The sequence below is a fragment of the Algibacter sp. L3A6 genome, from assembly GCF_009796825.1.
Taxonomy (GTDB): Bacteria; Bacteroidota; Bacteroidia; order Flavobacteriales; family Flavobacteriaceae; genus Algibacter.
On sequence record NZ_CP047030.1, the window covers coordinates 4,220,435 to 4,234,899 of the forward strand.

At 34.9% G+C, this 14,465-nt stretch carries 10 protein-coding genes; 4 read left to right on the forward strand and 6 right to left on the reverse strand.

Annotated elements, in window-relative coordinates; genetic code table 11:
* Positions 1-5 precede the first annotated feature (5 nt).
* The gene (locus GQR98_RS17495; RefSeq protein ID WP_159020694.1) at positions 6-1,925 is read left to right on the forward strand and encodes a sulfatase-like hydrolase/transferase; all 1,920 of its coding nucleotides are present in this window, start codon (positions 6-8) and stop codon (positions 1,923-1,925) included.
* Between the two features lie 74 nt (positions 1,926-1,999).
* Here the strand turns inward: GQR98_RS17495 and GQR98_RS17500 are convergent, their stop codons facing one another.
* The 6 genes from GQR98_RS17500 to GQR98_RS17525 form a co-directional block, all read right to left on the reverse strand.
* Positions 2,000-2,323 (reverse strand): EthD family reductase, encoded by a 324-nt coding sequence (locus tag GQR98_RS17500; RefSeq protein WP_199270227.1) that lies wholly within the window; start codon positions 2,321-2,323, stop codon positions 2,000-2,002.
* A 22-nt stretch (positions 2,324-2,345) separates the two neighbouring features.
* Entirely contained in the window at positions 2,346-3,695 is a 1,350-nt protein-coding gene (locus GQR98_RS17505; RefSeq protein WP_233268038.1) for an alkaline phosphatase D family protein, read from the reverse strand.
* Between the two features lie 164 nt (positions 3,696-3,859).
* Complete coding sequence (locus GQR98_RS17510) at positions 3,860-4,822, reverse strand: hypothetical protein (RefSeq protein WP_159020696.1); 963 nt, start codon at positions 4,820-4,822, stop codon at positions 3,860-3,862.
* 282 nt (positions 4,823-5,104) lie between these two features.
* Complete coding sequence (locus GQR98_RS17515; protein WP_159020697.1) at positions 5,105-5,368, reverse strand: hypothetical protein; 264 nt, start codon at positions 5,366-5,368, stop codon at positions 5,105-5,107.
* A 126-nt stretch (positions 5,369-5,494) separates the two neighbouring features.
* Positions 5,495-6,472, reverse strand: coding sequence for a hypothetical protein (locus GQR98_RS17520; protein ID WP_159020698.1), 978 nt, complete (start codon positions 6,470-6,472; stop codon positions 5,495-5,497).
* Between the two features lie 328 nt (positions 6,473-6,800).
* Positions 6,801-8,261, reverse strand: coding sequence for a sulfatase (locus GQR98_RS17525; protein WP_159020699.1), 1,461 nt, complete (start codon positions 8,259-8,261; stop codon positions 6,801-6,803).
* A gap of 252 nt (positions 8,262-8,513) precedes the next feature.
* Here GQR98_RS17525 and GQR98_RS17530 point away from each other — a divergent pair, with 252 nt between their 5' ends.
* The 3 genes from GQR98_RS17530 (at position 8,514) to GQR98_RS17540 (ending at position 14,461) form a co-directional block, all read left to right on the forward strand.
* Positions 8,514-10,055, forward strand: coding sequence for a T9SS type A sorting domain-containing protein (locus GQR98_RS17530; RefSeq protein WP_159020700.1), 1,542 nt, complete (start codon positions 8,514-8,516; stop codon positions 10,053-10,055).
* Between the two features lie 65 nt (positions 10,056-10,120).
* Positions 10,121-13,000, forward strand: coding sequence for a glycosyl hydrolase (locus GQR98_RS17535; protein ID WP_159020701.1), 2,880 nt, complete (start codon positions 10,121-10,123; stop codon positions 12,998-13,000).
* Positions 13,001-13,027: 27 nt separating this feature from the next.
* Complete coding sequence (locus tag GQR98_RS17540) at positions 13,028-14,461, forward strand: sulfatase (RefSeq protein ID WP_159020702.1); 1,434 nt, start codon at positions 13,028-13,030, stop codon at positions 14,459-14,461.
* The last annotated feature ends 4 nt before the right edge of the window (positions 14,462-14,465 follow it).

Sequence of the window (14,465 nt, forward strand, 5' to 3'; positions counted from 1 at the left end):
ATCATATGAAATTACTATCCTTTTTTTTAATGTCAACAATGCTCCTTAATGCACAGCAACAGGACACTTTGAAACAAGCTTCAAAACCAAATATCCTCTGGATTGTTGCTGAAGATCATGGCCCACATATGGGTGCTTATGGCGATACTTTTGCTACCACTCCAAACATAGATGAATTTGCAGAGAAAGGCATGTGTTATAATTACGCATGGTCTTCTGCTCCCGTTTGTGCACCTGCTAGAACCACACTTTGGTCTGGCATTTCTGGACCAAGTTCAGGTGGAGAGCACATGCGTAGTATGTCTCCCTTTCCTGAAGGAAAAAATATGTTTCCTAAATATCTCCGAGATATAGGATATTACTGTTCTGGAAACGGAAAAGAAGATTACAACCTAAGTACTCCTAAAGGGGTTTGGGATGAATCTTCTAACAGAGCACATTACAATAAGCGCAAACCCGGACAACCCTTTTTTGCCTATTTTAATAATACACAAAGTCATGAAGGTCATATACATGACATAACTCGAACTGCTAAAAACAAGAGAAAATCATCTTTACACGACCCTGCCAAAGTAAAATTACCAAAATACCATCCAGATTGTGAAGCTATGCGATTAGAATGGGCTGCTTATTATAATAGTATTTCTGTGGTAGACTCTGTTGCGGGTAAACGTCTTGCTGAACTTGCAGAAGCTGGATTAGAAGATAATACTATTGTTTTCTATTTTGCCGACCATGGCGGTGGACTTGCTCGTAATAAACGTTGGCCTAATAATGCGGGGCTTCAAGTACCAGTCGTTGTTTATTTTCCTGAGAAATGGAAACATCTTGCTCCTAAAGAATATAAAGCTGGTGGGCGGTCTGATCGTTTAATTAGTTTTGTTGATTTTGCACCAACCATGCTTAGTATTGCAGGTATTGAACCTCCACAATGGATGCAAGGACATCCTTTTGCAGGAAGCTATCAAGAAAAAGAACAACCCTATGTTTATGGATTTAGAGGACGTATGGACGAGCGTTTAGATTTGGTAAGAACTGTTTCTAACGGACGTTATGTTTATATCAGAAATTATATGCCGCAATTTTCACAAGGACAACGAATCGATTCACAAATACGTTTTCACTTTTCTTCAACTGCTGCTTGGAAAAAATTGTATGACCAAGGAAAACTAAACAAAGCACAAAGTCTTTTTTGGGAGACTCCAAAAGCTCCTGAAGAATTATATGATCTAAAAAATGATCCTGACGAAGTAATAAACTTGGTGTCTTCTAAAGAGCATCAAAGTATTTTAAATGAAATGCGTAAGGCTCAAAAAGAGTATGCTTGTACTATAAAGGATGTTGGATTTATTCCAGAAAACGAACGTTTTAATACAGAAATTGCTCTCTACGACTTTGGTCAAAACAAGAAACTTTACCCTTTCAAAAAAATTATTGCTACGGCTGAAATGGCTTCGTTAATGAAACCTGAAGATATCTCTGACTTGACTCATCTTATGTCTGATGAAAATAAAATAGTAAGATACTGGGCAACTATGGGAATAATGATGCACGGTAAAAATGCAGTAGAACAAAACAAAAAAGAGCTAGTAAAAGCGCTCTCAGATACTTCTGATGATGTGAAAATTGCAGCTGCGTGGGGTTTAGTCAAATATACTTCATCTAAATTCTCTAAAGACGCATTACAATTACTCTCTGAACAAGCACTAAGAAAAGACAATATATTTGTTGTTATTGCTGCTCTCACAGCTTTGGATGATTGCGAATTAAAAACGAAGAGTTTACAAAATGATTTTGCTAAATGGGAAATAAACCCTGAAACACCTAATAAACGTTACGCATCATACCCTGGTAAATTAATGACAAGTATATATCTTCGCTATGGTATACCTGTAAAAAAAGGAAAGAAGAAGAACAGAAAATAAGCATACCTTATCTATTATAAAAAAGCCAGAGAATAAATTTCTCTGGCTTTTTCTTTTGATTTGATAAATAACATTTAAATTTTAACTTCACTAATTTGAAAGTAAGGTGTCACATTGGTATAGTTTTTAATATCACCCATAATCTCATCTAAATAAGGTTCAAACGCCTTATGCATTTCGTCTATCGAATCAAAATATAGGTGTCCACATGCCATAAAAGTACTTTCTGAACCTCTTTCAAAGCCACTAAGACCTTGCTCAACTGCTGAGTGCTTTAGAGAATCCCCTAACAACCTTACTACCATTGGAGTATGAATATTACAGTAATAGTCAATATCAAAATGACTCCCTTCTTGTTTAGGATATAATGCACTTAATTTTATCATTCCTTTATTCATAATAAATTGTAATTTGTAGTATTTATTTTCTGTTAATTTTTGTTTTCATTATTTCTTTATTCACCTCATTACCATCAACATCGTAATGAATAAATTCTATAATTGCGTTGTTTTTTTTACGATATACATTCACGCCTAAAAACCCTCCTTTAACCCTAAGAAATTTATGTTCAGGTCTTACATCTTTCTGACTCCAACCTTGTGCATGAAAATCACTTACTGGCCCTTGACTAAACTCCCATAATCCAGTTTCTGGGTCAACCGAAACATATTGCCAATGTCTATCTCCATTAATTACAAATACATTGTTATCTGCAAGATATTGACGCAGCCAACTACCTTCCGTTTGAAACGAAGTATTTGAGTGATTATCATACTTTCCTTTTGATCGATCTGGCCCTACTATAGGAGTTGGAGAAACAAGAATCTTAAAGGTTGCGTCAGATGCTTCTACTGTTTCTTTAAACCAACTAATTTGATCTTTACCCCAAATTGTCTTGTCTTTACTATCAGGAGATTGATTATCACTTCTAAACTCTCTTACTTCTACCGACCAAATTTGTAAATCTTTACCCCATCTAAAAGTTCTGTACGGAATTCCTTCTATAGGAACTTGTTCTTTCCAAATAGACAAACCATCTTCATATGTCAATTCACCTAAAGGTTTCGAATAAATACTTGCATCATTCCTTAACAAGTCATGATCATCTTTTTGTACATATAAAGGTGTCTTTGTATAAAACTCCAATAAAGAAGGCCAAGAATTCATTGCATGCCATTTATGCCTTGCTAGTTCTATATTAGAAACCCTTGGTCCTGGCTTGTCATAATATACAAAATCTCCCGTCTGACAATGAAATGATGGTTTCGTTTTCAACATACTGTCATAAATTTTAAAACCTCTTTTATCATCATCAAATGACCAAAAATATTGGCACGTAGACGATGTAAAAAAAACAGGTATAATTTCAGTAGGTAATGGAGCTGTTTTAAACTCCCCTTTGATTTTAGTAACCGGACTTTTGGCATTTTTTCTACCATAAATAACAACAGAAAAAATAGTATTAGAATTTAAATTTTCAAACTTTTTCTTCAATGTAAAATCCTTATTACTAGAAACATTTTCCCAGTCAGTACTAATGATGGTATCACAAGAAATTAATTCCATTTTCACTTCTCCAGACATCCCTTCTACTGCACCATCCATTTTATGAATTGGAAGTGTTTTATCAAAATCTAAAGGGCCTTTAAAAGGGTTTTCTTTTCTTTGATGATAAACCGCTACTGGCTTTTCTGTTTTACACAACCTAGAGAGTATAATTGCAGATGAATTTGTTACTTCACCTATTTTAAATCCAGTAGAAAAGTACACCTTATTTTTTTTTTGAGCATTCAAACAAAATATTCCTTGAAAAAGGAGAATAATAATTAATTGTCTCATATGTTATATCTAATAATAAATTGATGATTGTTATTCATGAAAAATTCATTTCCTAATATTTTATATTACTATTTGGGTATCTCAAAATGATGGTTTTAATTACCCATAAAGTATTGCTTTATATCTTCCATTGTAGCATCAGTAGGTTGACTCAATACATAGCCAAAAATCATTCCTGCATCAGAAGCATCGCCTTCTGCATTTCCATTATGCCCAATTTCAGGTGCACCTGCAGCTTTTAACCTACCTAATAACCACTCCCCTTTGGTTCCAGAAAAACCAAAGCCTTCCACGTTTTCACCATAATCTTTTAACCATTTCCATGGTATATTGCCCTTTTTCTTATTTCGAGGACTTTGATTCCATGCGGTTGAATTCTGAGAGGCATTCACGCCTCCTTCTCTTCTGCCATTAACAAGCGATGAGGTATAATCAATAAAACGTGCGTTAGGTAATAACAATTCGAGCGACGCCCAGTTGTTATGGTAATCCGGATTATCACTCTTCTTTCTTGCTGTTATTTCATTAGCCTTCCCATGTGAAAGAAAGGTAGTTGAAGATAAGGTCTCTTTTTGAGCTCCATCTTGGATTGCTTTCTCAAGAGCAAGATAAACCGTTTGTACACCACCTGCACATATCATTATTAGTGGTTCTTCTAATGTAGAATTACTCATTTGTATGGACAAATGCTCAATTGCAGCAAGGCGTTCTTCTTTAGAGCGGGATACATCGAAATAGGCATCAGCAGCATTTTCAGCTTCAATCATTCCAAACAAAACACCAGTTTGAAGCACACTTTTTCGATGTTCTTCTGCATGACTAGGTTTTCCACCAAAATTGGTGTTAAAATGAAAATGTGCCACACGATCAGACAAACCTGCTTTATCAAAAAGCGCTACAGCCATTGCTGAACCTGCCACATCATCCCGATCTTGATTAAAACCATCTGTAGAATAGGCATAACGATATTTTCTAGCATTGTCTATCTTTTGTCCAAAACTTATTTCCGTTACTAGACTAACAAAAAAAAGTAACATAATTAGTTTACAGTATCTCATTTTTAATTGTTTTTGTTTTTCCTATTTGATACCTCATATGATAAATGGCCTGTAGACCCTTTTCCTAATATTTCATATTGATTTTTAGGTGTATTATAACCAATGATTTTCCGAGGTCTATTGTTTAGTTTTTCTTGAATAAATTGTAGTTTATTTATGTCAATTTCATTCAAGTTTAATCCTCTTCGGGCTGTCCCCAACTGGGCAAAGGATCTTGTAGGCCATCTTTAATCTAAAGGAAAGATTCATCGGATCTTAAATGCAGTCACCTCTATCTGGTCTTTATTTAACTTTTCGAATGCTATACTTATAGTTGCCTTCCGTTTCCAGCATTTTAGCATTTAGCGAAAGTCTGTAAATTGCATCCCCCCAGACCTTTGACAGCTTTTTCTCCTCAAGTTCAATTGTTTCTATTGTTGCCTTCAATTTTTTCTTATCGTAGCGGAGTTCCACGGTTTCATTTTTCACTTTAATAATCACTTTTCCCGGAACATCCAAATTGACATAAGAAAAAAGAAAAGGATTGATTTCTTCATAGTCTAGCAATTTTTTAATAATGTTTAGTTTGAAAATGTTTCAGAGTCAGATTCAGCAGCACTTTCAGGATTTTATTTTACCACATCATTTACCTCCATTTGGATCGTATTTCAGTTTATAAAGTATTATGTTTTTCTACTTACCTTGATCCAACTCCTGAATGAGCCATTTGGCAAACCCGAGGTAGGAGTTAGGATCTGATTCAGGGCCAACAGGTCTTGTATTACCACAGCCATGCGGAAACGCATTCAGGTAGTAATACATGTTTTCATGATGCTTTGGCAAGCCTCTTTTCCAAAAAGCCTTCAGCCACTCTCTTTCAAGAAAGTCGGTGTAAGTATCACAATCCTTATACTGGTAGGGTCCATAATAAAAAAGATAATCCTTACCTTGCTCTAAAACCCATTTAGCACCTCTTGCTATTTCCTCAGGGTTTGATATCTCATTTCCTAAAGGCCAATAGCGATTATACTGATGAGATTCTATGCAGACACCATCCATCGTACTAACAATTTCTCTTGCTTTTGGATCGTCAAGAAAGACGGCAGGATGAACAACCATTTGTATCAGTTTGTAATTGTCGTTTTTTATCAGTCCAAGAGCATGAGCATCTTTGAATACTTTTCGTGTATCGTCTACATCTCTTTGATGAAGTATTCTCGGGTCTCCGTCAATTGGTCCTGTATCACCATTTACTTTGTCATACAGCCAGCCTTCACGACAAATGATGATATGTTTAACCTCATTCCCATCCTGTTCGTATTGGCGAATTGTCTTTATCAGCTTATTGGTATTCGGATTGGCATCAACCCAATCTCCACCTTGTTGATGGATGTAATGTTCAAAAAAACGTTGTTTGGTACGAAAGACCCCATTGTATCCTTTTACTACATCGATATTCAAAGCGGTAAAATCATCGGCTTTCAACACATCATCATAATTTCCTATACCGGGCCGCCAATTAGCAACCCTGTCTCCTCCAGTCATTTCATGAGCATTGTCTCGAGGATAAGGTCTTATACCAACTTTAGAGCGACTCGACTGTGCGGTTGCTACTGTTGTTAATGTTGTTACTAAAAAGAACACTAAGAGAAAGGTTTTACAATTTTTCATTTTTCGAGTTTTAATGGGTATTAAATGATTGATTTATTTTAGTCTTGACCATCTTAAAGGCCTATCGCATTAAGCTAGGTGATTGATTGAATATACCCTCCAGAGCACAACCATAAGGCAATCTCTAATGGAATATCTCTAGCACAATTCCACCTATCAAAATAGGTTTTCTGCTTCATTTTACTGTCCAATGGATACCTATTACATTAATTCAGTTCCTGCTTATCCGTCTCAATACCTTGTTAGGCATACTCAGTAAATTTAACCCAATCTCTTATTTTAGGTACTAGACTAAAAAAAGAAAGTAAAATAATTAATTTAAAACACCTCATCTTTTATCGTTTCCCCTATTATTATCTGATGCCTCATATGATAAATGTCCAGTAGATCCCTCTCCTAATATTTCATATTGTTCTTTAGGAATCTCAGAACGATGCTTTCCAATAACTTCAATATATTTAGGATTATTTATTTCATTATGCCATTCTTCTGGGTCAGAATTATGATCATAAAATTCTTCAGAACCATCTTTATACTGAATAAAACGATAGTCTTCAGAAGTTATGGAATAGTTACCTGGTCCAAAACTGGTTCTTGCATAATGCGACCATTCAGTATTTGTGTTTTTCAATAATGACACTAAAGAATGTCCTTCTAGGTTTAAATCGGGTTCAAGATTGGTCAATTCCAATAACGTAGGATAGACATCTAATAATTGGACAGGTTTGTGACATATTTTTCCTTTTTCAATTCCAGGACCTACAATTATCAAAGGAACTCTAGTGCCATCTTCCCACAAACTACGCTTTGCAAAACGTTCTTTTTCACCTAAATGAAATCCGTGATCGCTAAATAAAACAATATATGTATTATCTCCATATTCGCCATTATCAAGAGCGGTAATAACGCGTCCTACTTGTTCGTCTACAAAACTCACACAAGCTAGATAAGACTGTACGAGGGGTTTCCAAGCATCATTTTCTAAAACCCATTCGTGAGTTGGAGACACGTGCTTTTCTCTTGTAATATCTATGCCATAAGATGAAATATCGTCCAAATCATCTGATATCGTTTTTGGTAATTGAAGAGTTTCTAATGGATACATATCAAACCATTTTTGCGGTGCAAATTGTGGCACATGCGGACGATAAAAACCAACCCCCATCCAAAAGGGCTTTTCGTAATTTCCTTTTAATTTACTTTCTGCCCAAGAGGCTATTTTATAATCTGGCATTTGATTATCTGTCTCTGGAAAAGCACCCCAATCCCATAATGGATGCCCTGGATATGTACTAATTTTTTCTTTTGGCATAGGCCCAAAACCTCCAAATTGTCCGGCGTAATTTGGAATATGAGTTTCGTTTATCCCTTCGCCATTGTGCAATAATTTACCGCCTCCAAAAACAGTATACCCTTCAGCTTGAAATCGCTTTGGCATCACAATATTCTTACTTGCTATAGGCGAATCCTTAATATCTGGATTCAAAAAATAGATACCAGTACTACTAGGATATAAAGATGTCATCATACTAGCTCGCGACGGATTACAAACAGGTGCTTGACAATGGGCATTACTAAAAAGCATACCCCGAGCAGCCAACTTATCTATATTCGGTGTTTTTGCCTGCGGATGTCCACCCAAAACGCCTATCCAATCATTAAGATCGTCTACAGCTATAAATAAAACATTTGGCTTTTCTAATGACTCAACTACCTCTTTCTTTTTATTTGAATGACAACCGCTTAGAGTTATTACTAATAATAAAACAAATATTACTTTTTCTTTCATGGTATAATTTAAATCTATATGGTGATTAATTTGTTGACTTAAAATCTCATAAATAAAAGCAATTAAATTGCTATAAGCATCCTGCAAAACCATGTTAAAAAATACTTCTATGATTTAACGATCAATAAAAAACCCTGTGATTTAAAATCCAATATTCGAATAGATTTCCACAGATTCGGCAGGATGAATAATTCAAAAAAGCCTTCTATTTTTACCTTATTATGAAGATAATCTTCGCTTAAAAATATCAAAATGAAAAAATTATTACCATTAGCTATACTTCTTTTTATTACTGACTTAGTATCTGCACAAGAATTTAAAATTATTTCCAATAATATTGGCAAAAGACGAGACATTACGCATAGTATAAATTCCAATGGATTTATTGTTGGAATCAATCAATATGGAGGTGGTTATATCACACAAATTGAAATTCCTGGCATTGGAAATATTATGGGAATTCAAGCTCAGAGATATGGTCGTGGAGGTCAATCTTCAATTCGTGATATGGGAAGAGGTGGACAATATAACCCAACTCAAGCTGGTTTTAGTGATCATGCAGGAACGGAATGTAGTATTACAACAGTCTCAAGTAGTAAATTAGTTGTACCAAGCCGTGGCTGTATTTTATATAATGGTGATGGTGGTTATGACTATATTGAATCTGAAAATATAAGAGTTGATCCATACAATGATGATGGAGAAAATAGCGATAACGATGGTATTGACGAAACGAATCTATCAGTTACTATAGATGGGCAGATCTTCACAAGACAAGAAGCTGAAGTGCATAGCGATTTTGATTATTACGGAGAATATGAAGATTATACTTCGAAAACAGGACTCGCTATACCAGCTATCCGTCATTATTTAGAATATCGATTTGTAAGATCATCTACCGAACCAAAAGCTGCTATGAAACAATTTAACGAGGTTGGACTGAAAGCAGCGGGCAAATGGAATGATAGTAAATTTTTATCAGATATTTCGGTTGTAAATCCTGTTGGTGTATATCCTGGAGGCATTGATAATATGAACAGTATCATTTTATCTTGGAGTATTAGAAATGACGTAGCTATTTGGAATCCAGGTTACCGATACCAACAAAAACAAAATGGAGTTTGGGAAATTAAAGCTCGTCAAAAACAATTTCAAGGAAAAATAGAGGAGTTAAAACTTAGGTTTATTGTTGCCGATTCAAATGATGAAAACTCAGGAAACGCTTTAGGCTTTTATTTACCGTTATCTTATTTAAACGAATTTAATGTTGTTGGAGTAAAAGAATCAGATAATTCTGAAGTATATGTCGACAATAGAACAACTTCAGATTTTTATCTTGACGGACAATATCGTACACCATCAATGTCTTGGATTGGTTTTAGAAGTGAGTTAAATGGATTAATTGATAGATCTAAACTAACTGGTCAATACGCAGGTGTTTATGAAAAATTACGCCAAGAAACGATATTACTTCAAGGTACGCCAGCTGAAATTAAAACGGCTTTCACCCAATTAGATGCCTATTATGCTAGCTTACTTTCTGTTTCTGATTTTGAAAATAAAAAAAAAGATGATTTTCAACTCTTTCCAAATCCAGCCGAAGACCAAATAAATATAGTTTTAAATAATACAAATAATAGTTCCGAAATACGCATTTTCAATACACTCGGCGCACTTGTGTATTCATCAGAAGAAATAGGCAATAAAATTTCTATACCTACCGCACAGATTGGAGCTAATGGATTATACTTTGTAAAAGTGGGGCCTCTAACAAAAAAGCTTATTCTAAAATAACTAGAATCAAATAATACCTTCTATAAAAAAAAACATGCATTTAGCATGCCTTACCATATACCATTATGAAAATTAAATTCGTGCATCCTGTATTTGACTGTTCTATTATCATACTATTTTTCTTAAATATTTCAAGCTGCTCAGCACAGAACAACTTAAAAGAATCATTTTTAAATCCACCAGAATCAGCAGGCGCTCATACTTGGTGGCATTGGGTTGATGGTAATGTTTCTAAAGCAGGTATTACCAAAGATTTAGAATCGTTTAAAAAAGTAGGTTTAAGTGGTTTTCAATTATTTGATGTTGGACTTAGGGTTCCTCATGGAGGAACTGTTTTTAACTCAAAAGAGTATCATGACAAAGTAGCATTCGCTATTTCAGAAGCTGATAGATTAGGTTTAGAAATGGGAATTAATAGTGCTTCGGGTTGGTCAAGTACGGGAGGCCCTTGGATTACTCCAGATAATTCCATGAAAATGTTGGTTTGGAGTGAACAAGAAGTCAGTTCAAAAACAGGTAGCCCAATTAAACTTAAATGCCCTGAGTTGAATGAAAAGCAACAAAGTCATGATTTTTATAAAGATGTTGCCATCATTGCTTTTCCAAAACCTAAAAACGCCACATTTAGACTATCAGATTGGGAAGCAAAATCATTAACAGACCTTAAAGCAAAGGCAGATCAATTTGTTCCCTCTTTAGAAAGCGCACCAAAAGATGCCATAATAAACCTAGATGACATTCTAAACTTAACTGATAAAATAGGTACGGATGGAACGCTTAACTGGACACCTCCATCTAAAGACTGGGTGGTTTTAAGGATTGGCTATACTACAACAGGTGCGCAAACTAGACCTGCATCAAAAGGTGGAATTGGTTTAGAATTAGATAAATTAAGTAAGGAAGCTGTTACTATGCATTGGGAAGCATTACTGGATAAAATAACAGAGGATGCAAAAGGTAGTAAAGCATACACCACAATTCTTATAGATAGTTATGAAGTGGGACATCAAAATTGGACAGACGACTTTGAAAATACTTTTCAAAACAAACGTGGTTATGATTTAATTCCTAGATTACTTTGTGCAACAGGACGTATTTTAGAAAGTACTGAATATTCAGAACGTATTTTATGGGATTTCAGAAAAACTGTTGCTGATGAAATGTATGAAAACTACTTTAAATTCTTCAAAGAAAAATGTCATGAGAACGGACTTAAATTAGCAACAGAGCCCTACGGTTCTGGATCTTTTGATGCTGCGCAAGTAGGAAAACTTGTTGATATTCCTATGACTGAGTTTTGGCACAAAGATAACGCAAATGGACAAAGAAATATTTGGAAATGGACCAGCCATATTACGTCTTCAGCAGCACATTTATCAGGACGATCCATTGTAGGAGCAGAAGCATTTACTAGAATGAAGGGGGATTGGACGGTACATCCTTACAATATGAAAGTTATAGGCGACAAGGCTTTTACCGAAGGTATTAATCGTTATTATTTCCACACATCGGCACACCAACCTTGGAATGATAACATCAAACCAGGCATGACTATGAGTCGATTCGGGTCTAACATGCACCGAAACAACACCTGGTTTTATCAGTCTAAACCATGGCTCGATTATATTGCTAGATGTCAATTTATCATGCAAACAGGAACTCAACAAGCCGATGCGTTGGTTATGTATGGCGATGAGAGTGGTTTTAATAATTTTTTAGGAAGAGTAGAAAAATTAGATTTTGATTTTGTTGAAGGCTATAAGTTTGATGTAGCTGGTATTGATTCTTTAGATGACTTAAGTGTTGATGAAAATGGAGATATTAGAGTAAGCTACGAAGGGAAATTACTAGATACTCGATACAAAATGCTCTCTTTAAAAAGAGATTTATTAATGCGAATAGAGTCCATCAAAAAACTTGGAAAACTAGCCGAAGACGGCGCCATTGTAATTGCGCAAAAGCCAATACGAACTCCTGGTATAGAAACCAATCCAAATGCACTTAATGAATTTGTCGTACTAGTGAAAAATTACTGGGATTCTGAATTGATAAAATCGCCTTCAACATATAAAGAATCTCTAAAAAAAATAATTCCTGATTGTCAAACTCCAGAAGATATAGAATATACGCACCATCACATTGATGAGAATGATTTCTATTTTATTTCAAATCAATCTTATGACCCTAAGAAAGCAACTTGTACTTTTAGAGTTACAGGAAAACAACCAGAACTATGGAATCCTGAAACAGGTAAAATTTCTAAAAACCTCAACTGGAAACAATTGAAAAACGGAACTACTGAAGTTGAATTAGATATGACTTCTGCAGAATCTGTTTTTGTTGTATTCCAAAACGAAACTAAAAAAACAAGTGGCTCTTATAACGATCCAACTTATAAAACCTTTCAAAATATTAACGGTGATTGGTATGTAACTTTCGATAAAAATTTTGGAACAAACGAAACAATACCATTTAAAAAATTAAAACCTTGGAATGAACACACCAATGAGGCTATCAAATATTATTCGGGTACAGCTACTTACAAAACAAGTTTTGAATTTAAGACAAGTACAAATAAGGAATCAATACTTTTAGATTTAGGACAAGTTGCCGTAATAGCAGAAGTAAAACTAAATGGAAAAGATCTTGGAACATTATGGAAACCTCCATTCCTAGTAGATATAAAAGAAGCGCTAAAGAAAGGAACGAATACTTTAGAAATTAAAGTGACAAACCTTTGGCCAAACCGCCTTATTGGAGATGCACAACATCCTAATTTTAAAGGATCTGATAAAACACTTCCTAGTTGGATTGAAAATGGAACAGGAATCCCTGCATCTTCAAAACGCAAAACTTTCGCAGCACATAATCATTTTAAGGCAGATGATGAACTACTGCCTTCTGGACTTTTAGGCCCAGTTATAATTATGAAAAGCAATAATTAATATAAAATAATTTTAAAATTGACACATATGATTCGTATAAAAAAAGGAATAATTAGCTGTTTTTTATTGATGTCTAGTTTAGGCTTTTCGCAAGCTACAAAACCAAATTTTGTTATTGTTATTGCAGACGATCATGGTGTATATCATTCTACGCCTTTCGGCTCTACCATAATACAAACGCCTAATATGCAAAAACTCGCCAATGAAGGTATGCGGTTTAATAATGCCTACGTAGCTTCACCGGCATGTGCACCCAGTAGAGCTGCATTATTTACGGGTTTGATGCCTTATAATAATGGCATCGTAGGTAATCATGAAATGGAATTAAAACCTAATGTAACTTCTCTTATTCCTAGTTTAATAGAGCAAGGCTATGAAGTGGTATTTCAGAACAAAGTAGCACACGGGAGTAAAAAACATCATGGCGGTTACATCCCAAAAGAAGTTAAGATACTTGACAAAACATTTAGAAAAGACACCACCCTAACGGTTATAGATAACTTTCTTAAAAACAGAGATAATACGCGTCCATTAGCTTTATTTATTGGCTGTGTTGATACGCATACACCTTTTCCTCCTGCAGGAAAATCACGAATTAAAGCTGATGATGTAGTAATAAATAATAGAATTTATACAACTCCTGAAGCGCAGTTAGAAATGAGTAGATATATTCAAGCTGTTGAGAATATTGATATAAAGCTTGGAAACATTAGAAGTATGTCTAACACCTATTTAGATAAAAAAAACACAATGACCATTTATACTTCCGATCATGGTATGGCTTGGCCTTTTGCTAAGTGGTCGCTTTATGAAACAGGAATTCGAACACCTTTAATTATATCATGGCCTGGAAAAATCAAACCGAATACAACTACAGGTGCGATGGTAAGTTGGGTTGATTTTATACCAACTCTTATTGATATTGCCGGTGGAGAAACATCAAAACATATTGATGGCAAATCTTTTGCTAATGTCCTTTTCGGAAAGAAAAATAAGCACAGAAAAGTTATATACGCCACACACAAAGGAGATAAGGCAAAGAACGTTTATCCAATACGCTCGGTACGTGTGGATAATTGGAAATATATTCGGAATTTACATCCAGAATTTGCTTACACAACACATACCGATGTTTTAGCAACAGAAATACCTCGAACAAAGGGATATGACTTACATGGCGGTCAGCATTGGGACTCCTATATTAAAGCTGCAAAAACAGATCAAGCTGCTGCCGATTTTTTGATAGATTATCACACAAATCCTGCTGAAGAATTGTATAATATTGAACTAGACCCTTTTGAACAAAACAATCTTGCGGGCAATCCAGAAAATTCAAAAAAACTAAAATCATTACGTAAAATGATTTCAAAACGCATGATAGAAGTTAATGATGACGAGTCTCTTAGTGGACCACCTATATTACTTGAAAATTTCTCTATCATGGAGTCTAAAATCAAATAAGAGT

Bases quoted from the DNA above. Each gene is read 5' to 3' on its own strand.
- GQR98_RS17510 (WP_159020696.1), bottom strand. From the start codon at position 4,822: ATGAGATACTGTAAACTAATTATGTTACTTTTTTTTGTTAGTCTAGTA.
- GQR98_RS17525 (WP_159020699.1), bottom strand. From the start codon at position 8,261: ATGAAAGAAAAAGTAATATTTGTTTTATTATTAGTAATAACTCTAAGC.
- GQR98_RS17535 (WP_159020701.1), top strand. From the start codon at position 10,121: ATGAAAATTAAATTCGTGCATCCTGTATTTGACTGTTCTATTATCATA.
- GQR98_RS17495 (WP_159020694.1), top strand. From the start codon at position 6: ATGAAATTACTATCCTTTTTTTTAATGTCAACAATGCTCCTTAATGCA.
- GQR98_RS17500 (WP_199270227.1), bottom strand. From the start codon at position 2,323: ATGAATAAAGGAATGATAAAATTAAGTGCATTATATCCTAAACAAGAA.
- GQR98_RS17520 (WP_159020698.1), bottom strand. From the start codon at position 6,472: ATGAAAAATTGTAAAACCTTTCTCTTAGTGTTCTTTTTAGTAACAACA.
- GQR98_RS17530 (WP_159020700.1), top strand. From the start codon at position 8,514: ATGAAAAAATTATTACCATTAGCTATACTTCTTTTTATTACTGACTTA.
- GQR98_RS17540 (WP_159020702.1), top strand. From the start codon at position 13,028: ATGATTCGTATAAAAAAAGGAATAATTAGCTGTTTTTTATTGATGTCT.